We start from the raw sequence: 21,579 nt of genomic DNA on the forward strand, positions 1-21,579 counted from the left end.
CGCCCGCACGCGTTCGTGCTCCGCGGGACGGTTCAGCCCCGTCCGCCGCTCCCGGGGGAGGGGCCGTCCGCGCCGGAGCCGGAGGCCTCCCCGGCCGCACCCGGCACGGTGGGCGCCGCCGCGTTCTCCTCCGGGTCCGCCTCACGCCCCGGCGTGGGCAGGCGCAGGCGCGTGATCAGCACGTAGAAGATCGCGAAGTACGCCACGAAGTACAGCAGGCCCAGGAGCAGGATCAGCCCCAGGCCCTCCGTGTTGTCCTTGGACGCGTTCAGCAGCATGTCGATGAGTCCCGCTGAGAACCCGAACCCCAGTTGGGCGTCCAGCGCGTTCAGGATCGCCATCGAGAGCCCGGTGAGGACGATGTGCACCACGAACAGGGCGGGCGCGACGAAGATGAAGGCGAACTCGACGGGTTCGGTGATCCCCGTCGCGAAGGCGGTCAGCGCGGCCGGGATCATGATCGACCCGATCTGGGCGCGGCGCTCCCGGTGCGCGGCCAGCCACATGGCGAGCGCGGCCCCGGGCAGGCCGAACATGAGGACCGGGAAGAAGCCGGACAGCAGGCCCCCGGCGTCGGGGTCACCGGCGAAGTACCGGGTGATCTCCCCCTGGACGATCCCGTCGGGGCCCTCGTACGTGCCCGACACGAACCAGATGAACGAGTTCACCACGTGGTGCAGGCCCAGCGGCAGCAGGATGCGGTTGACGACGCCGTAGATGCCCGCGCCCAGGGCGCCCGCTCCGACGATGCTCTCGCCGAGGCTCTGGATCCATCCGCCCACGACCGGCCAGAGCAGCCCCAGCGCCACGCCCAGGAACAGGCCGGCCAGCGCCGTCACGATGGGGACGAAGCGGCGTCCGCCGAAGAAGCCGAGCCAGGTGGGCAGCTGGATCCGGTGGTAGCGCTGCCACAGCACGGCGGCGATCAGGCCGACGGCGATACCGCCCAGCACGTCGGTGGGGTTCTTGACCGCGTGGTTGATCATCTCGCCCACACCGGCCACCGCGTCGGGGTCGGTGAGCGGTTGCCGTGTCACCGGGTCGACCGGGAGCGGGTACGTGACCAGTCGCGACCCCAGGTCGCCCGTGGGGCCGTCGAAGGTGACCATCGTCCACGTGGCCACCCGGTCGAACACCAGGTAGCCGACGACCGCGGCCAGGGCGGTGGAGCCGTCCGCGCGCTTGGCGAAGCCGATCGCGACGCCCACGGCGAAGAGGAGGGGCAGGGCCTGGAACACCGCGTCGCCCGCGGTGCCGATGGCCCCGGCGACGGGGACCATCCATCCCATGCCCCGGAGCCCGGCCAGGCCGTCCGCGCCGAGCAGGTCCGGCTGGCCCAGCCGGAGCAGGATGGCGGCGGCGGGCAGCACCGCGATGGGCATCATCAGGCTGCGGCCGAGCCGTTGGAAGACGGCGAGGGCCGAGGAACCGGTCTTGCGGGTCCGTGCACCGCCCGCGGGGGCGGGTGGTGCGGGGGTCTGGTCCGAACTCATGGTGGGGGGTCCTCCCTCGGACGCGCGCCCCGCGGGCGCGGGGCGGTCAGTCGCCGTGCCGGCGCGGGTCCAGGCGGGAGTGCAGCTGGTAGCGGTCGGCACGGTAGGTGGACAGTGCCAGTTCCACGCACTGTCCCTTGGCGAAGCTGCGGCGCTGCATCACCAGCACCGGGCTTCCGGCGGGCAGACCGAGGAGCCGGGAGTCGGCCGAGTCGCAGATCCCGGCCTCGATGGTCTGTTCCCCGGAATCCAACAGGATGTCGAACTCGTTTTCCAGCACTTCGTAGAGGGAGCGCTCGGCGAGGTCGAAGTCCTCCAGCCCCGGAACCATGGCGGCGGGGATGTTGGAGCGCTCCACGGCCATGGGTTCGTCGTCGGCGGTGCGCATGCGCTCGATGTGGTGGACCAGGGTTCCCGGTGCGATGTCGAGCATGCGCGCGGTGTGCCCGCTGGCCGGGATGACCTGGCGGATCAGCTCGCGCGCGCCCGGCTCGAAGCCGCGTGCGCGCATGTCCTCGCTGAAGGAGGCCAGGACCAGGGACATCTCGATCTTGGGCCGGGCGATGAAGGTCCCCTTGCCGGGGACCCGGTAGAGCCGCCCCTCGGCCACCAGCAGGTCGATGGTCTGGCGGACGGTCATCCGCGACAGCGAGTACGTCGCGCTGAGCTCCCGTTCGGAGGGGATCATGTCGTCCACGCCCAGACCCGCCGCGGTGATCCAGTCCAGGAGGAGGTCGCGGAGTTGGCTGTACTTGGGCAGCGGGTTGTTGGGGTCGATCGACATGGCGAGCGGCCTTCTCGGTAGGCGGGTGGGGTCGGCGTCAGAACCTTAGCGCGGGAGGCCCGCCCGAACATCGGTCGAAGCCGGACATGACTGGTATAGTCCGGACTAGACCATAGCTCCATCCGCGTGTCAATCCACCCAACGGCAAGCGGTGTGAACCGGTATCGCGGCAGGCCGCGGCCCACCCGGTGCGGAGCGTCCAGCGCGGCCCCCGGCGCAAGACCCGGACCGCCCGTCACATCAGGGGAAGGTTCCGCATGACCACCACCACGACGAGCGTGATGCGCTCCGAGATCGCCGAGCAGCCCGAGGCGCTGCGCCGGACCTTCGCGGAGCTGCTGCCGCTGCGCTCCGAGGTCGAGGCGCTGGGCCGCACCACCAAGCACGTGCTGTTCATCGCGCGCGGCTCCTCCGACAACGCCGCCGTCTACGGCAGCTACCTCCTCCAGGCGCACGCGGGCCGCCTCGCGACCCTCGGCTCGCCCTCCATCGCCACCGCCTACGGCGCCAGGATCGACCTGTCCGACGTCCTGGCCGTCGCGATCTCCCAGTCCGGGAAGACCGAGGAGATCGTCGAGACCATGCGCTGGGCCGCCGACTGCGGCGCACGCACCGTCGGCGTCACCAACGGCGCCGACTCCCCCCTGGCCGCCGAGGCGGACGTCGCCCTGGTCACCCGCGCGGGGAGCGAGGTGGCGGTGCCCGCCACCAAGACCTACAACACCCAGCTGGCCGCTCTCGCGGTCCTCGCCCTGGGCCTGGGCGCCGACCTGGACCCCGCGGACCTGTCGCGCGTGCCCGACGCCATCGAGGAGACCCTGGCGGCCCCCGCCGACGCCCTGGAGGAGATCGTCGAGCGGATGGTCGCCGTGCAGGGAGCGGTCATCTCCGGGCGGGGCATGGCCTTCTCCACGGCGCTGGAGTCCGCGCTGAAGCTCAAGGAGGCCTGCTACCTCCACGCGATGGGCCTCTCCTACGCCGACCTCCTGCACGGCCCCATCGCGGTCGTGGACCCGCGGACCCCCGCACTGCTGATCGCCGCCCCCACCGGGCCGACCCTGGAGGGCACGGTCGCCCTCGCCGAGCGGGCCCGCTCCGCCGGGGCGCCCGTGTTCGGCTTCGGGGGCGGGGCCTCCCTCGCCGCCGCCAGCGACGTGTCCGTGCCCGTCCCGGACGTCCCCGAGTGGGTGTCGCCGATGAACCTCATCGTGCCCGCCCAGCTGCTCACCGAGCGCCTTGCCCGGCGCCTGGGCTACAACCCGGACGTCCCGCGGGGCCTCAACAAGGTCACCCAGACCGGCTGACCCTCCCGGTGCGGGGGCGGCGCCGCGGTCCGGGCGCCGCCCCAACACCCCGGCCCGCCCCCGGGCACTGGTGTGTGGCCTGCGCCACCCCTAAGCTCGCCTCAGGTCCCGGGGACATCCCCGTTCCCACGGCACAGCACGGAGGACACATGGCGGACAAGGCAGCGGCGATCGTCGCCGGGTTGGGCGGCGCGGGCAACATCGAGGACATCGAGGCCTGCATCACCCGCCTGCGCACCGAGGTGGCCGACCCCTCCCTCGTGAACGAGATCGCCCTGCGGGCGTCCGGCGCCCACGGGGTCCTCGTCTCGGGCAACGTCGTCCAGGTGGTGGTCGGCCCCGAAGCCGACGCCCTCACCGACGACATCCGCGACATCCTGGATTAACTCTCCCCGTGAGGGAAGGGAAACCCCATGTCAGACGTGATCGGCGCGCTCCGCGTGCTCTCCCCCGTGCCCGGAACCGCACTGCCCCTCTCCTCCGTGCCCGACCCGGTGTTCTCCCAGGCCATGGTCGGTCCGGGGGTCGCCATCCACCCCGAACCCGGGCAGGAGGGCGGACAGGAGGGGCGGCAGGAGGCCGTCGCCCCCATCGCCGGGACCCTGGTGAAACTGCACCCCCACGCGTTCGTCGTGCTCTCCCGCGACCAGGGCAGGGGCGTGCTCGTCCACCTGGGCATCGACACGGTCCAGCTCGCGGGGGAGGGGTTCACGCTCCTCGCCGCCGAGGGGGACGCGGTCGAGGCGGGCACACCGGTCGTCCGCTGGTCGCCGGGGAGCGTCGCGGCCCAGGGCAAGCCGTCGGTCGTGCCGGTGATCGCCCTGGACGCGCGCCCCGGCGACCTCGGCGACGTCGCGAGCGGCGGGGTCGGCCTGGGGGACCTGCTCTTCACGTGGGGATGAACACCCGGCGCGCGGGCGGAACGGCCCGCGCGCCGAACTTCCCCGGCCGCCCCCGGTGGGGCCTCGGCCCCGCCCCGGCCGGGAGGGGGTAGTCTCCGGCGGCGAACCCCATGACCCGCCGGAGATGAAGCCCGCCATGAAACTGCCCGTTCCGCACGCCCTGGCCCCGGCCTGCGTGGGACTAGCCCTGATCGCCACCGCATGTTCCACAGAGGAGGTGGGTTCCTCGCCGGAGGACAACGAACCCCAGCCGTCGCCCAGCGCGGAGCCCTTCGAACCGGTGCTCGCGCCGCGGCTTCTCGCGGACATGGACCTGGACGACAAGATCGGCCAGCTCCTCGTCCTGACGGCGCAGGGCACCTCGGCCGCCGAGAACGCCCTCATGATCGAGACCTACCGCCCCGGCGGGGTCATCTACTTCGACGCGAACCTCACCGACACCCAGCAGATCGCGACCATGTCCGCCGGGGTGCAGGAGCTCGCCGCCGAACAGGGGCAGGGCATCCCCCTGTTCATCGGCATCGACCAGGAGCAGGGCCTCGTCGTCAGGCTGCCCGTCGGGACCCGGTTCCCCGACGCCATGGCGGTCGGCGCCACCCGGGACCCCGAGCTGGCGGCCCTGCGCGCGTCCACCACCGCCGCCGAGCTGTCGGCCCTGGGCGTCAACCTCAACTACGCGCCCGACGCGGACGTCAACACCGACCCGAACAACCCGGTCATCGGCATCCGCTCGTTCGGATCCGACCCGGACCTGGTCGCGGAGATGGCCGTCACCGAGGCGAACGCCTACTCCGAGAACGGCGTGGCCTCGGCCGTCAAGCACTTCCCCGGCCACGGGGACACCGACGTCGACAGCCACAGCGGCCTGCCCGTCATCGACCTGCCGCGCGAGCAGTGGGAGGCCGAGCACCTGCCCCCGTTCAGGGCCGCCGTCGAGGCCGACGTCGACATGATCATGACCGCGCACGTCCTCATGCCCCGGCTGGACGGCGGGGAGGACCCCGAGCCGGCCACCCTCTCCCCGGCGCTCATCGACGGCATCCTCCGCGACGAGCTCGGCTACGACGGCGTGGTCACCACCGACGCCCTCAACATGGAGGGCGTGCGGCAGAGGCACGACGACGGCGAGATCGCCGTCCGCGTCCTGGAGGCGGGCGTGGACCAGCTGCTCATGCCGCCGGACCCGGCCGCCGCCGTCGCCGCGATCAGGACCGCCGTCGAGGAGGGCCGCCTGACCGAGGAGCGCATCGACGAGTCCGTGCTGCGGGTGCTCGCGCTCAAGGAGAAGCGGGGCGTGCTGGAGGCCGGCCCCGTCGACCCGGCCGCCGCGGGCGAGGTCGTGGACGACCCCTCCCACGCGGAGGCCGCCCAACGGGTGGCCGACGCCTCGGCGACCCTGGTGCGCAACGAGGGCGACCTGCTGCCCCTCTCCGCGGGGACCGCCGTGAGCGTGCAGGGCGTCGGCTCGGACGTCCTCTCCGAAGGGCTCACCGAGGCCGGGATGAACGTCGTGGCCGACGGCGCCGACGTGGTGGTCGTGGGTACCGACGGCGCACGCGGCTCCCAGGAGCAGCGCGGGATGGTCGAGTCCGCCCGCGCCCGGGGCCTCCCCGTCGTCGTGGTCTCCCAGGGCGGCCCCTACGACCTGGAGGCCTTCCCCGAGGTGGAGGGCTTCCTGGCCGTCTACTCCGCCGTGGACGTGTCGGCGAACGCCGCCGCACGCGTGATCGGGGGACAGGTGAAACCGACCGGCAAGCTGCCCGTGGACATCCCCGGGGCCGGGGTCGACGCCGGAACCGGCCTCACCCTCTGAACCCGCCCTGGACCTGGTGGCCCGGGGAGCACCGCAGTGGTTGAAGCGGGCGGGGAACGGGAAGAACCGTTCCCCGCCCGGCCCTCCGTGCGTCCGGGAGGCCGGGCGGTGTCCCGGCACACGGACGGCCAAGGAGGCGATCGGATGGACGGCCGGACCAACGGCACCCGGCGAGGGGTCATCTCCGACTGGGGAGGCGTGCTCACCCCGCCCCTCGCGGAGGGGATCCGGGCCTGGCTGCACGCCGACCGGATCGACGTGGAGCACTACTACGAGGTCATGCGCCCCTACTTCGACGGCAGCCTCGCGGACGCCAACCCCGTGCACGCCCTGGAGCGGGGCGAGGTCGACACGCGGGAGTTCGAGCGCGCCATCGCGGCGCTGCTGCGCTCCACCCACGGCGGCCCGGTCGTGGCCGAGGGGCTGATCCACCGCATGTTCTCCAACTTCGACCCCGTGCACGCCATGTACGAGGCGCTGCGCGGGGCCCGGCTCGGCGGCGCCGGCACCGCCCTCCTGTCCAACTCGTGGGGCAACGGCTACCCGCGCGAGCACTTCGAGTCGACCTTCGACGCCGTCGTGATCTCGGGCGAGGTGGGCATGCGCAAACCCGAGCACCGCATCTACCTGCACACCTGTGACCTCCTGGGGCTCCGGCCCGAGGACTGCGTGTTCATCGACGACCTGGAGCACAACGTCCGCACCGCCGAGGAACTCGGCATGACCGGGATCCTGCACACCGACGTGGCGCAGACGCAGCGGGCGCTCGACCGCTTCCTGGAGCCGGACGGCGACGGCGCGCCGCCCGCGGCCGACCGCCGGGGGCGCGCGGCGGCCTGACCGGGCGGCGGCGCCGCGCCCCCCGGCGCGTCCACCTCAGGTTCCTTGGCAGACTCGAGGGGTCCCGCCCACATCCAGGAGAGCAGCCGCGCCCATGTACGTCTTCCTGCCCAGCACCGTCCCCGCCCTCGCCGCGCTCCTGGAGGAGGGCCGACTGGAGGGCGCCCCCCTGACGGCGTTCGCGGCCGACCCCGGCCCGGAGGGCGACACCGAGGAGGCCGAGTACGAGGCCATGTACGCCGCCGCGGAGGAGTCCCTGGCCCTGCTGGCCGCCGACCCCGCCGCGCCCCGCCGCCGGGTGGTGCTGGCCGCGAACATGCCCGACGCCGTGGTCGAGCGGGAGGGCGGCGCGGCCGACGGGGTGGTCCGCGTGCGGGTCACCGCCGCCGTCCCCTACAAGAAGCTGGCCTCGGCGCACGTCGACGACCCCGCCGCGTCCGCCGACGTCGCCGCCGCGGCGGCGGATCCCGGGTCCGGGGCCGCCGACGACCACGAGCTCATGTGGTTCGCCGTCCAGGAGCTCCGCCACCTCGTGTCCGGGGAGTGACGGGGGCACCCGGCAGGGCGGGTCCGTCCCGCCCTCCTGGGCGCGTCATCCTTCCGGAGGTGCGAGGTAGCAGTAGGCCGGAACGGCCTCCGCGCCCTCCACCGCGTGCCGGACCTGCCCGGTGCACTCCCAGCCAAGGCGTTCGTAGAGGCGGATCGCGGCCCGGTCCTTGGCCATGACGTCGAGAACCAGGCGGAGCCCCGAGGCCCGGGCGAACTCCGTCGCCGCCACGGTCAGACGTTCCCCGACGGCGCGCCGCCGCGCCTCGGGCAGGACGAACAGCCGGGCCAGCACGGCGATCCGCTCCCCGGATCCGCCGAGGGCCTCGGCCCCTCTCAGCACGGCGTCCCCGCCGTCGGCACGTCCGACGCCGACGTGCCCGACGACCTCACGGTCGAGTTCGGCGACCCAGGCTCGCAGGAGCCCTGGGGGCGTCAGCCAGGCCCGGGGGTCGGCCACGCCCTCGACCGGGTACCCGTCCACGGCGTGCACCTTGACCAGGGCGCGGGCCGACGCCCCGAGGTCGGCCTCCTCGCGCACCCGTACCGTCACGTCGTCGCTCGTCATCCTCAGTCCTCGATCGGCATGTCGTAGTCCAGTCCTCCGAGCCTCGGGAGCGGCACATAGACGTGCCCTCCCTCTGCCGGGGAGAGGGCACGGTACCTCTACACCCGGTGGTCCCAGGGTCCGAGCGTGCCGGAACGGACGCGGTGCGTTCGGCGGTCGGGGGAGACCTCCAGGGTGAACTCGTCCAGCTCGGGCCACCCCGCGTCCTCCAGTGCGGCGTAGATCTTCGCCAACTCCTCCGCCGGGTCGCGGGGACCGCCGCCGGTGGTGGACCCGTCCGGCCACACGTACGACCAGGAGTCACCGGCCCCGAGCGCGATGATCGAGGCGTGACCGTCCTCCCAGGGGCGGCCACCCAAACCGACCCAGACCTCTGGCGCGGCCAAGACCAGCCGGGTCAGGAGATCCTGCTCGATCATCTCGTCGGAGCTGATGGGGAAGCGACCCTCACGTTCAATCTCGCCGTCCATGCCGGGAAACCTGTTCGGAGGCACACGTTGCGTCCGATCTCGCATGAACGAACCGTCGCGCACGAACGCACCGGTCAGAGGGGTGCTACCGGATAGCGCCACGATCGGGGTGGGGCCGCGCCAGTCGTAGGTCGCCCACGGCAGGACGATTCGGCCGCCCTCCGCCAGGCCGACAGTCCACTCCTCAGGGATGTGCCGCACCGCGCAGGTGGCGATGACCGTGTCGTAGGCCCCCTCGGGCGGCACCCCTCCGGTGACGACCTGGACTCCGGTTCCGGCCAGGCGTTCCCTGGCGTGTTCGGCCACTTCGGGGTCGATCTCCAGCGAGATCACCGAACCCGTGGGGCCCACGAGAGAGGAGAGGATGGCCGCGTTCCAGCCCGTGCCGGTTCCGATCTCCAGGACCCGTGACCCAGGACCGACCTCCGACGCGCGGATCATGTCCGCCATCACCAGGGGTGCCGAGGTGGACGAAGACGGGGTGTTGACAAGACCACTGCCTCCGTCGTTGGCCTGGGTGGTCACGGCGTCGTCGGAGTAGACGATGCGCGCCCAGCGATCGGGGTCGGCAGTGCGGTAGAGCGGTAGCCCGGTGGCGCTGGGCCAGATCATGTCCGGGACGAAGCCGTGTCGTGGGTGCGCCGCGAACGCGGCCCGAATCGGCTCGGTGGTCTCCAAGCCATCGACCAGTCGCTCGTGCATATCCTCCAGATTCAAGACTGACCACTTCCTTTGCATAGGGGGCAGTCAACCAACTTCTTACCCTTCCACGGACCGCTTCCGTCGCTTTCGAGCCAGACCTTCCCGGAACCACCGCAGTTGGGGCACTCGGCTGCGCAGGGGGTACCAGGATGGATCACCGAAGTGATCTCCTGACAAGGAGCTTTGGTGGTCATGGGCGCGTTCCTGTCGTATCCGGGGCGGATTCGGCGCTTGTACTCATACGCCGTGACCGCCTGGGGGAACCTTGGTACTGACAGTGACGACACTATGGTTCGCGGTCCCCCGTCAGAAGTGACCCCCAGTACGGGTATCCGCGGTACAGGAGCCGCACATGCCCCCGCCACACAGGGAAACCCTGACCCCCGGTCAGGGAATGAGTACTGGCACCCGCAGAGGTCTCGTGTCCGGGTTCGTCCTGCGCCTGGCGCGCGAACAGCTGAGCTTGTCTCGGGAAGTCCTCGCCGAGCGGTTGCTGGTGTCCCCCGACACCCTCGCCGCCTGGGAGACCGGGCGGCGTCCGCTCACCGCCGTCCCCATCGGGCAGCTGCTCACCCACCGACACGCCTTGCTCCGTCTCGGAGTTCAGCCAGTACTCCTGGCAGCGCTCGACAGGGCATTGGAATCCGACGTCCTCCTCGCCATGCTGCTCAGGAACGACCCCGGGGCTCTGGCGGGGTGGGTACTCCAGCGTGATCTTGTCGAGTTCCTCGTGTGGCCTCTCACAGGGCAGCCGCCAGAACCTTTGAAAGCCCTGACGCCACGGACCCGACGCGGTCCCTCCGCTGACCGGCCGACTCTCACGGCTGACGAACGGAACCGGTTGTCGGCCCACCTACGCCGGATGGCCGAGACCGCTGACGGGTTTCTCCTCCGACGACAGGCGCTCTACCTGTCCGGATACGACACGATCGCCGACTCGGCGGACTGGTTCACGGAGCAGCAGCGCCGCTCGGCCCCACGGGACGCACTCTCCCGCTGGTTGGCGGAGCGCTCCGTAGCCTCCGTCGCCACCATGCGCGGTGACAGGGACAGACTTGCCCGATTCGTCTCCACGACGCTGGTGAACGATGACTGGGGAGAGGCCGCGAACCTGGCGTACTGGTCGTACTGGGTGGGAGAGACCGGCCCTGAACTCACGGACGACTTCATGGCCACGGGTCGTGTCGGCCCCTGGGGCGGCCATCGGCTGTACCGGCACCTGCTGGACCGGCTCGCCCCCGAGCACGGCAATCTCGACCTGTACGTCCACACGATGTGGGCGTTGATCGCCGTCAAGCCCCATCTCCTCCGCAACCCCGAACCCCTGGCTGAACAGGTGGGGCTGTTGTTGGATGGCGGTGGTGTGTCGGCGGTGGCGCGCCGTGATCTCGATGGCATCCGTTACGCGATTCGCCTCTCCAGGGCGTAGAAGGCAGGTTTTCCATGGACGAGACCGTCAGCACTGCCCGCTTCCTCCACGAGGCGGGGACGCTCAAGAACCAGCGTCGAACGGGCTGGTGGATGGCGGGTGTTCGCGATCCCGAGTCCGTCGCCGAACACTCCTGGCGCACCTCGCTGATCGCCTCGGTCCTCGCGTCGATGGAGGGCGCGGACCCCGCGAGGGCGGCCCTGATCGCCACGTGGCACGACACAGGGGAAACCCGCAGCGGGGACGTCAACCACCTGGGCAGGAAGTATGTGGAGGGTTCAGCCGACCCCCGCGAGATCGCCGCCGACCAGACGGAGGGACTGCCCGCTCCACTGGCCGAGATGGTGCGTGGCGCGGTCGCGGAGTACGAGGCCCAGGAGACCGCCGAGGCATGGTGCGCCAAGGACGCGGACAAGCTGGAATGCCTGCTCCAGGGGTTGGAGTACAGGGCCCAGGGCTACAGTTCGGCGCAGCGCTGGATCGACAACTCCAGGGCGAGGATCAAGACCGAGAGCGGGCGGGCACTCGCGGAAGCGGCACTTGCCGGGGACCCTGTGGACTGGCTTCGGGCCGCGATGGGCGAGAACCGATAGTCCGTTGCTCCGCTTCCGCGTGACCGGTCGGTGGCCGTGCGGTTGGGCGGCGCCACGGTACGAGGGTGGTGCCGCCCAACGGCAGGGAACACGGGTCAGTTGACGCTGTAGCTCACCCGCCGGGTCTCGAGGAGCGTGGCGCCCTCGGGGAGTTCGGAGCCGTCGTCGTCCTCACCGATGACGCGCAGCCAGATGTCGCTGTTCCCGGCGTAGGGGTTCAGGCGGTCGAGGAACTCCCACAGCCCGTGGGGGAAGGGCGCACAGGTACAGGCGCAGGTGCGCGTGTTGAGGCTGGGGGCGAGCGGCGAGATCCGGCCCGCGAGGGAGATGCCCTCGTCGTCGGGCTCACCGCCCCGGATCACCTGGACCACTTCGGTGTACAGGTCGACGAGGGTCACGGTTGTTGACGCCATGGAGTCAGCTCCTTACTCGGAGGAGGCGACACCCGGTAGGGGTGTGCGACTGGCTCCAGTATGTTGCTGACTGGCTATGATTTCAAGTATTTTTTGTAGTCGGCTAAGAAAATCTGCATCGATGCGAGCGAGCACTACGATCGAAGCACGCATGTGGTGTCTGGAAGGGGTTTCCGTGGCTGGTGGGCACTCACCTGGGGTGCGACGGCGTCGGCTGTCGGCGGCTCTGAAGAAACTCCGCGAGGACAAGGGCATGTCCGCCGCAGCCGTTGCCCAACGGCTCAAGTGGTCCACAGGAAAGCTCACCCGCTCCGAGCGCAACGAGTGGAAGTTTCCCAAGCGCAGTGACGTGGAAGCCCTACTCGACCTCTACGGAGTGGAGGGAGATGACCGTGCGCATCTTCTCAGTCTGACCGAGGAGGCACGGGGTCGCAGTGATTGGCACAAATACGCGGACCTTTTCACCGGCCCGCTTCCTGACTTGGAGGCCGAGGCGGTCCGGATCCGGACATACGAAGCGGTGCTGATCCCTGGCCTGCTCCAGACGCCTGACTACGCGGCAGCCGTGTCCAAGGCCAGCCAAATCGTTCCTCCAGAACAGATCGACCGCAAGGTCGAGTCCCGAATGGCGCGACGTGGAGTGCTCGACGCTCCCAACGGGCCCCGGCTGACCGCTGTCATCGACGAACCCGCGCTACGTAAGGTCGTGGGTTCGCATGCCGTGATGGCGGAGCAGTTGCGCTTCCTCGTCGGCATGGCCGCGCACTACAAGGTGACCGTCCTTGTTCTGCCTGATGAAGCAGGGGCCCATCCTGCCGTTGACGGTGCCTTCACCCTGTTCGATTTCCCCAGGCCGGAGCCCGGCATAGTCTCGATTCCTACTGTGGTCGAGGCGCTGTACGTTGAGGATCCGGGCTACTTCGATCAGCACGCGCTGATCTTCGACGCTGCCCAGAACCTGGCTTTGGATCCGCGGGGGTCCCTCGACCTCATCGGTTCCATCGCCGCCGAACACGACAAGCGAGCCTGACCATGTTGCTGGATTTTCGTAAGTCCTCCTACTCGTCGGGTGGGGACAACTGTGTCGAGGTGGCCCAGGTGTCTCCCGCCTTCCGCAAGTCCTCCTACTCCACAGGGCACGAGAACTGCGTCGAGGTGGCGGACCTGCCCGCCGGCGCGGCCATCCGCGACTCGAAGCACCCCGAACTCGGCTTCCTCCCCGTCGGCGCCTCCGAGTGGGCCGCCTTCGCCCGGATGGTCGCTTGGGACCGCGCGCGAGCCTGAGCCGGGTGGCCCGGCCGTGTTTCGGTCGGGCCCCGGCTCTGCCGCGCGGGCCGGGAGCCGGCGTGGTTTTCGCCGGGAAACGCCCATACGGCAAAATGGGGCCCGTCCCTCCATCCCCGAACGCCGAGGAGTCAGCCATCAGCCGCCTGGTGCTATGGAACATCGACCTCACCCTCCTCGACGCGGGCCAGGTGATGAGGGCGGCCTACGCCGAGGCCTTCGAGAAGGTCACCGGCGAGCCGCTGGTCTACCTGACCTCGTCGGCGGGCCGGACCGACTCGGAGATGTTCTTCGAGTTCTGCGCCCGCAACTACGTCGACGTCGAACCCGACACGGCGGTCCTGGGCGAGTTCCTCGCCTCGCTGGAGGAGTCCTTCGGCAACCGCGCCGACGAACTCCTCTCCCGGGGCCGGGTCATGCCCGGCGCGGCGGCCTCCCTGGCCGCCGTCGCCTCCCTGCCCGACACGGTCCAGACCGTCGTCAGCGGCAGCACCCGGGTGAACGCCACGGCCAAGCTGGTCGCGTTCGGCCTGGACACCCACCTGAACCTGGCCATCGGCGGGTACGGGTCGGTCAACTACCCCAAGTCCAGCCTCATCCAGTCCATCAGGCTGCACGCCGCGGGCGAGGGGGGCCGGGCGTACACGGAGGCGGAGACGGTGTTCGTCACCGACTCGGCCCCCGACGTCCGCGCCGCGGTGATCGGCGGGGCCACCCCGGTGGCGGTCCTCAACGGGTCGACCACCGAGGGGCAGCTGCGCGACGCCGGGGCCCGCATAGTGCTGCCCGACCTGACCGACCCGCGGGCCGTGATGACGGCGGTCCACCAGGCGACCGCCGGGTGACGGCATGTTCGTTCCCGTGAGGGGCAGGATGGCCCCCGTGCGTACCGCCGACGACGACCGCAATCCAGTTCTAACAGTACGTAACCACCGTGTAACGGTGTTGGTCATGCCCTCGCGTCCGAAAAGCAGTAGCCTGGTCAGCGGACGAGGCCGGAACAACGAGGTCCCGCGCCTCGCTACTCCGCCGCCTGTGCGCACAGGCTCAACCCAACACCATGGTCGTGGGGTTCCTTGCGGCCCAAGGTCCTCACGTCGAATCACACCTATGCACAGAAGTTCACAGGTCATATGACCGGGTGTTCTCCCAGTGTGCGTGCGACGTTGCTCACAAAGGAGTGAGATAGCCACATGACCGGGCAATCCGACGTCATCCTCCAGAAGCTGCTCAGCGAGGCGGCCGCCAAGTGGTCCCCGGGGACGCGACTCAGTCCCGAGGAGGCCGACGCGGTGCGGCGCTTCCTGCCCCTCTACTACCGCCACACGGACCCCGAGGAGATCGCCGGGCGCACCCCGGAGCAGATCTGCGGTCCCGCCGGCGCCCACCGCTCCTTCGGTACCGAGCGCACCCCGGGGCGGGCCAAGGTCCGCGTGTACACCCCCGCCGCGGACCGCGACGGCTGGGAGCAGCAGACCAGCGTCGTCGAGGTCGTGACCGACAACGCGCCCTTCCTCGTCTCGTCCGTGACCATGGCGCTCAACGAGCTCGGCGCGGGCGCACGGCTGATCATCCACCCGCAGATGACCGTCGGCCGCGACCTCGCCGGCCGCCTGGTGAGGGTGGACCCGGAGCTCGGAGGGGAGGGCCTGCTCCCCACCGACGAGTCCTGGATGCACATCGAGATCGACCTGCAGTCCGACCCCGAGCGGGTCAAGGAGATCACCGACCGCGTGGAGAGCGTCCTCAACGACGTCCGCTACGTGGACGAGGACGCCGCCAAGATGAGCAACCGGGCCATCCGGATCGCCGACGAGCTCGCCGCGTACCCCGACCGACTCGCGGCCGGAGGGGTCGATCCGCGCGAGATCGGCGAGAGCGTCGACTTCCTGCGCTGGACGGCCAGCCGCCACTTCACCTTCATGGGCTACCGCGAGTACGCCCTGGTCACCGACGAGAACGGCGACGACTCCCTGCGCCCAGAGCCCGGATCCGGCCTCGGCGTCCTGCGCATGGACTCGCCCGCCTCCACCAGCTTCGCCGCCCTGCCCCCCGAGATCCGGGGCAAGGCCCGTGAGCCCTACATCCTGGTCCTCACCAAGGCCAACTCGCGGGCCACCGTCCACCGCCCCAAGTACCTGGACTACATCGGGGTCAAGAAGTTCGACGCCCAGGGCAACATCGTCGGCGAGCGCCGGTTCCTGGGGCTGTTCACCTCCCAGGCCAACACCACCAGCATCGCCCAGATCCCGATCCTGCGGCGCAAGCAGGCCGAGGTGCTGGCCCTGGCCGGGTTCGAGGCCGACAGCTACGACGGCTCCGACCTCATCGAGCTCCTGGAGACCTTCCCCCGGGAGGAACTCCTCCAGATCCCCGTGAACGAGCTGTACAACATCGTCCGCGGCGTCCTGCGCCTGCGCGACCGCCGCGGGACCAAGCTGTTCATGCGCCGTGACCCGTACGGCGGCCGCTACATGTCCTGCTTCGTGTACATGCCGCGCGACCAGTACAGCACCCGGGTGCGCCTCGACATCCAGAAGGTCCTCGCCGACGCCTTCCAGGGCGCCACGATGGACCACAACGTGCTGATCGGCGCCGCGCCGCTCGCCCGCCTGTACCTGGTGGCCCGCGCGGAGCACGGCCGGACCCTCGCCGACATCGACCAGGTCTCCCTCGAGGAGAAGGTCCGCAACGCCGCCCGCTCCTGGGACGCCGACTTCGACGACGCCCTCACGGAGGCCTTCGGCCCCGTCCGGGCCACCGCGTACAAGGAGCGCTACGGCAGCGGCATCACCGAGGCCTACAAGGTCGACAACAGCCCCGCCACGGCCGCCGGAGACATCGGCGTGCTGGAGGAGCTGATCGGGCGCACCGACCCCGACGAGCGGCACGGCGCGTTCTCCGCCAGCCTCTACCGGAGGGAGGAGGACGGTCCCCGCGCCTGGCGGTTCCGGCTCTACCGGATCGGCGAGCCCATCTCGCTGTCCCGCGTCCTGCCCGTCCTGGAGGACCTCGGTGTCGAGGTCGTGGACGAGTGGCCCTCCGACATCTCCGTGCAGGGCGTCGGCAAGGTGTGGGTCTACGACTTCGGCCTCGGCCCCATCCCCGAGTCCGACCTCCGGCCCGACCGCCTCAAGGCGCTGTTCGAGGAGGCCTTCGACGCCTCCTGGCGCGACCTCGGCGAGTCCGACCGGTTCAACGCCCTGGTCGTGCGGGCGGGGCTGGACTGGCGCCAGCTCACCGTCCTGCGCGCCTACGCCAAGTACCTGCGCCAGACCGGGTCCACGTTCACCCCGGACTACCTGGCCGACGTCCTCGTCGCCAACGTCGGGATCGCCAACCTGCTGGTCGAGCTGTTCGAGGCCCGCTTCGACCCCGACCAGTCCGACGCGGGCCGCGACGAGCGCGCCGACGCGATCATCCGCAAGGTCGAGGGCGAGCTGGAGGCCGTGGCCAGCCTGGACCACGACCGCATCCTGCGCTCCTTCCTGGCGGTCATCCGCGCCACCCTGCGCACCAACCACTACCAGGGGCGCCCCTACCTGGTGCTCAAGCTCAACCCGCAGGCGATCCCGGAGCTGCCCCACCCGCGGCCGCGGTTCGAGATGTTCGTGTACTCCCCCCGGGTGGAGGGCGTGCACCTGCGCTTCGGATCGGTCGCGCGTGGCGGACTGCGCTGGTCCGACCGCTTCGAGGACTTCCGCACCGAGGTCCTCGGCCTGGTCAAGGCCCAGATGGTGAAGAACTCCGTGATCGTCCCCAGCGGGGCCAAGGGCGGGTTCGTCTGCAAGCGCCTGCCCGAGAACGGCACCCGCGAACAGGTCACGGCCGAGGTCGTCTCCTGCTACAAGGACTTCATCAGCGGCCTGCTCGACGTCACCGACAACCTCGTCGACGGCCGGGTGGTGCACCCCGAGCGCACCGTCCTGCACGACGGGGACGACTCCTACCTGGTCGTGGCCGCCGACAAGGGCACCGCGACCTTCTCCGACACGGCGAACGCCATCTCCACCGAGCGCGGGTTCTGGCTCGGCGACGCCTTCGCCTCGGGCGGCTCGGTCGGCTACGACCACAAGGCCATGGGCATCACCGCGCGCGGCGCCTGGGAGTCGGTCAAGTACCACTTCCGCGAGATGGGCGTCAACGTGCAGGAGGAGCCGTTCACCGCCGTCGGCGTCGGCGACATGTCCGGCGACGTGTTCGGCAACGGCATGCTCCTCAGCAAGCAGACCAAGCTGGTGGCCGCGTTCGACCACCGCCACGTCTTCCTCGACCCGGACCCCGACCCGCACACCTCCTGGGCGGAGCGCAAGCGGCTGTTCGACCTGCCGCGGAGCACCTGGGAGGACTACGACCCCGCCCTGCTCTCCGCGGGCGGCGGAGTGCACCCGCGCACGGCCAAGTCCGTGCCGGTCACCCCGCAGGTGCGCGAGGTCCTGGGCATCGACGAGGACGTCGACTCGCTCACCCCGGACGAGCTGATCCGGCACATCCTCACCTCGCCGGTCGACCTGCTCTGGAACGGCGGCATCGGCACCTACGTCAAGGCCAGCACCCAGACGCACGCCGACGCCGGCGACAAGGCCAACGACCAGGTCCGCGTCGACGCCACGGAACTGCGCGTCAAGGTGGTCGGCGAGGGCGGCAACCTGGGCCTGACCCAGCCCGCCCGCATCGAGTTCGCCCGGGAGGGCGGCAGGGTCAACACCGACTTCATCGACAACTCCGCCGGTGTGGACACCTCCGACCACGAGGTCAACATCAAGATCATGCTCGACCGCGAGGTGCGGGCGGGCAGCCTCGGCAAGGGCGACCGGGACCAGCTGTTCATCGACATGACGGACGAGGTCGCCGACCTGGTCCTGGACAACAACTACGCCCAGAACACGGTCCTGGGAGCCGCGCGCAAGCAGGACCGGCAGATGCTGCACGTGCACGGCAGGTACATGCGGCACCTGGAGCGCACCAAGGTCCTCAAGCGCAAGCAGGAGGACCTGCCGTCGGACAAGACCCTCGCGGAGCGGCGTGCCGCGGGCAAGGGCCTGACCGGGCCTGAGTTCGCGACGCTGCTGTCGTACACCAAGATCAGCCTCAAGGACCAGATCGCCGCGTCCGACCTGGCCGAGGACCCGTACCTGGCCGACACCCTGACCGGTTACTTCCCCACGCCCCTGCGGTCGGAGCGCTTCGCCCGGGGTGTGGCCTCCCACCCGCTGAGGCGGGAGATCATCGTCAACCAGGTCGTCAACCAGCTCGTCAACCGCTCCGGGGTGACGTTCGCGTTCCGCCTCAACGAGGAGCTGGGATCCGGCGCCGCGGACATCGCCCGCGCGTTCCTGGTGGTCCAGGAGGTGCTCCAGCTCCGCAGGTTCTGGGGCGTGGTCGAGGAGCTGGACCACGAGATCTCGGTGGACAGCCAGCTGTCCCTCCTGCTGGAGACGCGCAAGCTGGCCGAGCGCTCCGCCCGGTGGCTGCTGCGCAACCGCACCTTCCCCTTCGACATCCGCAGCGAGATCGGCTTCTTCGCGGACGGCGTCGGGGAGGTGCTGCCGCGCCTGGTCGAGATGCTCCGCGGACGCGACCGCGAGGCGTTCACCGAGCGCCGCGACCGCTACATGGCGATGGGGGTGTCCTCCGGCCTCGCCGAGCGGGTCGCCGCCATGGTGCCCGCGTACTCCACCCTGGACCTGGTGGAGACCGCGCGCCGCACCGGCCGACCGGTCGCCAAGGTCGCGGAGCTGTACTTCGCCCTGGCCGACCGGCTCAACATCAGCTGGTGGCGCGAGCGCATCATCGACCTGCCGCGCGACGACAGGTGGGCCACGATGGCGCGTTCGGCGCTGCGCGACGACCTGTACGCCGCGCACGCCGACCTCACCGGCCGGGTCCTGGAGAGCGGGCCGTCGGAGGACGCCGACGAGCTGATCGCCGCCTGGCTGGCGCAGAACAGCGAGACGGTGGAGCGCGCCGGCATCACCCTGTCGGAGATCCAGGAGCACGAGCGGTTCGACCTGGCCACGCTGTCGGTGGCCCTGCGGTCCTTCCGCTCCCTGGTCGACTAGCCGGACCCGGCCCGGGGCGGGAGCCCCGGTCCCGGAGTGCCCGAGGGTCCCGCGCGACGCCGCGCGGGGCCCTGCCGCGTCCCGGGGACCTACACTGGGGACCGTGGCAGACATGGACCCAGCAGAGAAGATCAAAGAACTCGCGGCGACCCTGGCGAGCGTCTCCGCAGTGTTGGACCTGGAGGCGATGGGCACCCAGATCGCCGAGCTGCGCGAGCAGTCCGCGGACCCCGAGCTGTGGGCCGACCAGGACAACGCGCAGAAGGTGACGCGCCGCCTCTCCGTCCTGGAGTCCACGGTCAACAAGGTCAACGGCATCAGCCAGCGGCTCGACGACCTCGGCGTCCTCTTCGAGCTGGCCGAGATCGAGGACGACGCGGACACCAAGGACGAGGCCGACCGCGAGCTCGAGCAGCTGCGCAAGGAGATCGGCGAGCTGGAGGTGCGGACCCTGCTCAACGGCCCGCACGACGAGAGCGAGGCCATCGTCACCATCAACTCCCAGGCGGGCGGCGTGGACGCCGCCGACTGGGCGCAGATGCTCCAGCGCATGTACCTGCGCTGGGCGGAGCGGCACGGCTACCCCACGGAGGTCTACGAGACCTCCTACGCCGAGGAGGCGGGCATCAAGTCCACGTCCTTCGCGGTCAAGTCGGCCTTCGCCTACGGCACCCTGCGCGGCGAGCACGGCACGCACCGCCTGGTGCGCATCTCGCCGTTCGACAACCAGAACCGGCGCCAGACCTCCTTCGCGGGCGTCGACGTCGTGCCGATGGTCGAGAAGAGCGACCACATCGACATCGACGAGAAGACCGAGCTGCGCATCGACGTGTACCGCTCCAGCGGTCCGGGCGGCCAGGGCGTCAACACCACCGACTCGGCGGTGCGCATCACCCACCTGCCGACCGGGATCGTGGTGTCCTGCCAGAACGAGCGCTCGCAGCTGCAGAACAAGGCGACCGCCATGTCGATGCTCCAGTCCAAGCTCCTCGCACGCAAGCGCGAGGAGGAGCAGGCGGCGCTGGACGAGATCCGCGGCGACTCGGTGAGCAGCTGGGGGACCCAGATGCGCAACTACGTGCTCCAGCCCTACCAGAGCGTCAAGGACGTGCGCACCGGCATGGAGACCGGCAACACGTCGGCGGTGCTCGACGGTGAGATCGACGACTTCATCGACGCGGAGATCCGCTGGATGCGCAGCCGCGAGCGCCAGGACGGCTAGGCCGGGGTCCGCGGGCCGTTCCGGGCCCGCGTCCGCCGGGCCGAACCGCGTCACCCGCGGTCCGCGCCCGGGGAGGCCCCGGGGCCGCGCCCCGCAGCGGGAACACGCCCGGTTCCGGAACCGGTACCGCGGGTGTCCGGGCGGGGCCGGTGGGGGCACCGTAGCCCAATGGTGATGAGTACGACTCCGCAGTTTTACCGAAGTTGCTATATGTGAACGTTATCATCGGTTGACACCTCCGATATGCTCGTGGCTGCTGTCCGAGAGTGCACTGACGTTGCGGGCGAGACGCGACCTGGACAATCCGGGCCGCTCCCCCCTCTACACTGTCGGTTGGCCATGTGGCCGGTACGACCCGAGCGGAGTATCCTCCGCCAGGTCGCCCATACCTTCGAGAGCCTTGTGATGCGCCTGTGATCCACTTCGAGAACGTCACCAAGCAGTACCCGACCCAGAAGCGTCCCGCGCTCGACGGTGTTTCCATCGACGTGGACAAGGGCGAGTTCGTCTTCCTGGTGGGCCCGTCCGGCTCCGGAAAGTCGACCTTTCTCCGCTTGGTGCTCAAGGAGGAGAAGCCCGACAAGGGACGCGTCCACGTCGCCGGCAAGGACCTCGCGCGGCTTTCCAACTGGAAGGTCCCGCACCTGCGCCGACGCATCGGATGCGTCTTCCAGGACTTCCGACTCCTGCCGAACAAGAACGTCTTCGAGAACGTCGCCTTCGCCCTGGAGGTCATCGGCAAGCCGCGGCGCTTCATCCGCAAGGTCGTGCCCGAGGTCGTCGAACTCGTCGGCCTGGAGGGCAAGGCCGGGCGCATGCCCAACGAGCTCTCCGGTGGTGAGCAGCAGCGCGTGGCCATCGCCCGCGCCTTCGTCAACCGCCCGCAGATCCTGCTGGCCGACGAGCCCACCGGAAACATCGACCCCGCGACCTCCATCGGCATCATGAAGGTGCTGGACCGAATCAACCGCACGGGCACCACCGTCGTCATGGCGACACACGACGCCGCCATCGTCGACTCGATGCGCAAGCGCGTGATCGAGCTTGAAGAGGGCCTGGTAGTGCGCGACCAGACGCGCGGCGTCTACGGCCAGGCGTACTGACCTCCTTGCTGCGAGGACCGGCGCGGCAAAGCCCCGAAGGATGGACCTTTA

Annotated in this window: 19 protein-coding genes and 1 pseudogene; 15 read left to right on the plus strand and 5 right to left on the minus strand. The window is 70.4% G+C overall.

The window, feature by feature from the left end:
• Positions 1–32: 32 nt before the first annotated feature.
• Together ACFQBR_RS17725 and ACFQBR_RS17730 are read right to left on the minus strand one after the other, a co-directional pair.
• Positions 33–1,493: a PTS transporter subunit EIIC gene (locus tag ACFQBR_RS17725; RefSeq protein WP_267948320.1), complete on the minus strand. Its 1,461-nt coding sequence runs from the start codon at positions 1,491–1,493 to the stop codon at positions 33–35.
• A gap of 46 nt (positions 1,494–1,539) precedes the next feature.
• Positions 1,540–2,277, minus strand: a complete 738-nt coding sequence (locus tag ACFQBR_RS17730) for a GntR family transcriptional regulator (protein WP_267948321.1) — start codon at positions 2,275–2,277, stop codon at positions 1,540–1,542.
• A 281-nt stretch (positions 2,278–2,558) separates the two neighbouring features.
• On the opposite strand from ACFQBR_RS17730, the gene ACFQBR_RS17735 reads away from it, so the two are divergent.
• The 6 genes from ACFQBR_RS17735 (at position 2,559) to ACFQBR_RS17760 (ending at position 7,683) form a co-directional block, all read left to right on the plus strand.
• Positions 2,559–3,581: an SIS domain-containing protein gene (locus tag ACFQBR_RS17735; RefSeq protein WP_344182470.1), complete on the plus strand. Its 1,023-nt coding sequence runs from the start codon at positions 2,559–2,561 to the stop codon at positions 3,579–3,581.
• A gap of 116 nt (positions 3,582–3,697) precedes the next feature.
• A complete protein-coding gene (locus ACFQBR_RS17740; RefSeq protein ID WP_267950263.1) occupies positions 3,698–3,967 on the plus strand; it encodes a PTS sugar transporter subunit IIB in 270 nt (89 codons plus the stop codon).
• A gap of 27 nt (positions 3,968–3,994) precedes the next feature.
• The gene (locus ACFQBR_RS17745) at positions 3,995–4,483 is read left to right on the plus strand and encodes a PTS sugar transporter subunit IIA (RefSeq protein ID WP_344182462.1); all 489 of its coding nucleotides are present in this window, start codon (positions 3,995–3,997) and stop codon (positions 4,481–4,483) included.
• 136 nt (positions 4,484–4,619) lie between these two features.
• Positions 4,620–6,296 carry a glycoside hydrolase family 3 protein gene (locus tag ACFQBR_RS17750; RefSeq protein ID WP_344182460.1) on the plus strand — a complete coding sequence of 559 codons (1,677 nt, stop codon included), beginning with the start codon at positions 4,620–4,622 and terminating at the stop codon, positions 6,294–6,296.
• Between the two features lie 144 nt (positions 6,297–6,440).
• Entirely contained in the window at positions 6,441–7,136 is a 696-nt protein-coding gene (locus ACFQBR_RS17755) for an HAD family hydrolase (protein ID WP_267948324.1), read from the plus strand.
• A 94-nt stretch (positions 7,137–7,230) separates the two neighbouring features.
• Positions 7,231–7,683 (plus strand): DUF6912 family protein, encoded by a 453-nt coding sequence (locus ACFQBR_RS17760; RefSeq protein WP_344182458.1) that lies wholly within the window; start codon positions 7,231–7,233, stop codon positions 7,681–7,683.
• A gap of 45 nt (positions 7,684–7,728) precedes the next feature.
• Here ACFQBR_RS17760 and ACFQBR_RS17765 read toward each other — a convergent pair whose 3' ends face one another.
• Both ACFQBR_RS17765 and ACFQBR_RS17770 read right to left on the minus strand, forming a co-directional pair.
• Positions 7,729–8,250 (minus strand): GNAT family N-acetyltransferase, encoded by a 522-nt coding sequence (locus ACFQBR_RS17765; protein WP_344182456.1) that lies wholly within the window; start codon positions 8,248–8,250, stop codon positions 7,729–7,731.
• Positions 8,251–8,348: 98 nt separating this feature from the next.
• Positions 8,349–9,437, minus strand: a complete 1,089-nt coding sequence (locus tag ACFQBR_RS17770) for a methyltransferase domain-containing protein (RefSeq protein WP_344182454.1) — start codon at positions 9,435–9,437, stop codon at positions 8,349–8,351.
• Between the two features lie 379 nt (positions 9,438–9,816).
• On the opposite strand from ACFQBR_RS17770, the pseudogene ACFQBR_RS17775 reads away from it, so the two are divergent.
• The 3 genes and pseudogenes from ACFQBR_RS17775 to ACFQBR_RS17785 all read left to right on the plus strand — a co-directional run.
• Positions 9,817–9,957, plus strand: a pseudogene (locus tag ACFQBR_RS17775) (helix-turn-helix domain-containing protein); the annotation flags it as partial.
• Between the two features lie 327 nt (positions 9,958–10,284).
• Positions 10,285–10,851, plus strand: coding sequence for a hypothetical protein (locus ACFQBR_RS17780; protein WP_378553923.1), 567 nt, complete (start codon positions 10,285–10,287; stop codon positions 10,849–10,851).
• Between the two features lie 14 nt (positions 10,852–10,865).
• Positions 10,866–11,444 (plus strand): HD domain-containing protein, encoded by a 579-nt coding sequence (locus ACFQBR_RS17785; RefSeq protein WP_330158927.1) that lies wholly within the window; start codon positions 10,866–10,868, stop codon positions 11,442–11,444.
• Positions 11,445–11,539: 95 nt separating this feature from the next.
• Here ACFQBR_RS17785 and ACFQBR_RS17790 read toward each other — a convergent pair whose 3' ends face one another.
• The gene (locus ACFQBR_RS17790) at positions 11,540–11,857 is read right to left on the minus strand and encodes a hypothetical protein (protein ID WP_344182450.1); all 318 of its coding nucleotides are present in this window, start codon (positions 11,855–11,857) and stop codon (positions 11,540–11,542) included.
• A 175-nt stretch (positions 11,858–12,032) separates the two neighbouring features.
• Between ACFQBR_RS17790 and ACFQBR_RS17795 the strand changes: the two genes are divergently transcribed.
• The 6 genes from ACFQBR_RS17795 (at position 12,033) to ftsE (ending at position 21,528) form a co-directional block, all read left to right on the plus strand.
• Complete coding sequence (locus ACFQBR_RS17795) at positions 12,033–12,887, plus strand: helix-turn-helix domain-containing protein (RefSeq protein ID WP_344182468.1); 855 nt, start codon at positions 12,033–12,035, stop codon at positions 12,885–12,887.
• Between the two features lie 2 nt (positions 12,888–12,889).
• On the plus strand, positions 12,890–13,141 hold the full coding sequence (locus tag ACFQBR_RS17800; protein WP_344182448.1) for a DUF397 domain-containing protein: 252 nt from the start codon (positions 12,890–12,892) through the stop codon (positions 13,139–13,141).
• 149 nt (positions 13,142–13,290) lie between these two features.
• The gene (locus ACFQBR_RS17805) at positions 13,291–13,986 is read left to right on the plus strand and encodes an HAD family hydrolase (protein WP_267948326.1); all 696 of its coding nucleotides are present in this window, start codon (positions 13,291–13,293) and stop codon (positions 13,984–13,986) included.
• 348 nt (positions 13,987–14,334) lie between these two features.
• Positions 14,335–19,203, plus strand: coding sequence for an NAD-glutamate dehydrogenase (locus tag ACFQBR_RS17810; protein ID WP_344182444.1), 4,869 nt, complete (start codon positions 14,335–14,337; stop codon positions 19,201–19,203).
• 103 nt (positions 19,204–19,306) lie between these two features.
• Positions 19,307–20,425 (plus strand): peptide chain release factor 2, encoded by a 1,119-nt coding sequence (prfB, locus tag ACFQBR_RS17815; RefSeq protein WP_267948328.1) that lies wholly within the window; start codon positions 19,307–19,309, stop codon positions 20,423–20,425.
• 413 nt (positions 20,426–20,838) lie between these two features.
• The gene (gene ftsE, locus ACFQBR_RS17820; RefSeq protein ID WP_267948329.1) at positions 20,839–21,528 is read left to right on the plus strand and encodes a cell division ATP-binding protein FtsE; all 690 of its coding nucleotides are present in this window, start codon (positions 20,839–20,841) and stop codon (positions 21,526–21,528) included.
• Positions 21,529–21,579: the final 51 nt, after the last annotated feature.

The organism is Nocardiopsis tropica (assembly GCF_042660575.1).
Taxonomy (GTDB): domain Bacteria; phylum Actinomycetota; class Actinomycetes; order Streptosporangiales; family Streptosporangiaceae; genus Nocardiopsis; species Nocardiopsis tropica.

What these genes read in the sequence shown, in the direction of transcription:
- ACFQBR_RS17800 (WP_344182448.1), top strand. Translation starts at nt 12,890, where the DNA reads ATGTTGCTGGATTTTCGTAAGTCCTCCTACTCGTCGGGTGGGGACAAC.
- ACFQBR_RS17730 (WP_267948321.1), bottom strand. Translation starts at nt 2,277, where the DNA reads ATGTCGATCGACCCCAACAACCCGCTGCCCAAGTACAGCCAACTCCGC.
- ACFQBR_RS17760 (WP_344182458.1), top strand. Translation starts at nt 7,231, where the DNA reads ATGTACGTCTTCCTGCCCAGCACCGTCCCCGCCCTCGCCGCGCTCCTG.
- ACFQBR_RS17750 (WP_344182460.1), top strand. Translation starts at nt 4,620, where the DNA reads ATGAAACTGCCCGTTCCGCACGCCCTGGCCCCGGCCTGCGTGGGACTA.
- ACFQBR_RS17755 (WP_267948324.1), top strand. Translation starts at nt 6,441, where the DNA reads ATGGACGGCCGGACCAACGGCACCCGGCGAGGGGTCATCTCCGACTGG.
- ACFQBR_RS17745 (WP_344182462.1), top strand. Translation starts at nt 3,995, where the DNA reads ATGTCAGACGTGATCGGCGCGCTCCGCGTGCTCTCCCCCGTGCCCGGA.
- ACFQBR_RS17810 (WP_344182444.1), top strand. Translation starts at nt 14,335, where the DNA reads ATGACCGGGCAATCCGACGTCATCCTCCAGAAGCTGCTCAGCGAGGCG.
- ACFQBR_RS17790 (WP_344182450.1), bottom strand. Translation starts at nt 11,857, where the DNA reads ATGGCGTCAACAACCGTGACCCTCGTCGACCTGTACACCGAAGTGGTC.
- ACFQBR_RS17785 (WP_330158927.1), top strand. Translation starts at nt 10,866, where the DNA reads ATGGACGAGACCGTCAGCACTGCCCGCTTCCTCCACGAGGCGGGGACG.
- ACFQBR_RS17725 (WP_267948320.1), bottom strand. Translation starts at nt 1,493, where the DNA reads ATGAGTTCGGACCAGACCCCCGCACCACCCGCCCCCGCGGGCGGTGCA.
- ACFQBR_RS17765 (WP_344182456.1), bottom strand. Translation starts at nt 8,250, where the DNA reads ATGACGAGCGACGACGTGACGGTACGGGTGCGCGAGGAGGCCGACCTC.
- ACFQBR_RS17735 (WP_344182470.1), top strand. Translation starts at nt 2,559, where the DNA reads ATGCGCTCCGAGATCGCCGAGCAGCCCGAGGCGCTGCGCCGGACCTTC.
- ACFQBR_RS17780 (WP_378553923.1), top strand. Translation starts at nt 10,285, where the DNA reads ATGGCCGAGACCGCTGACGGGTTTCTCCTCCGACGACAGGCGCTCTAC.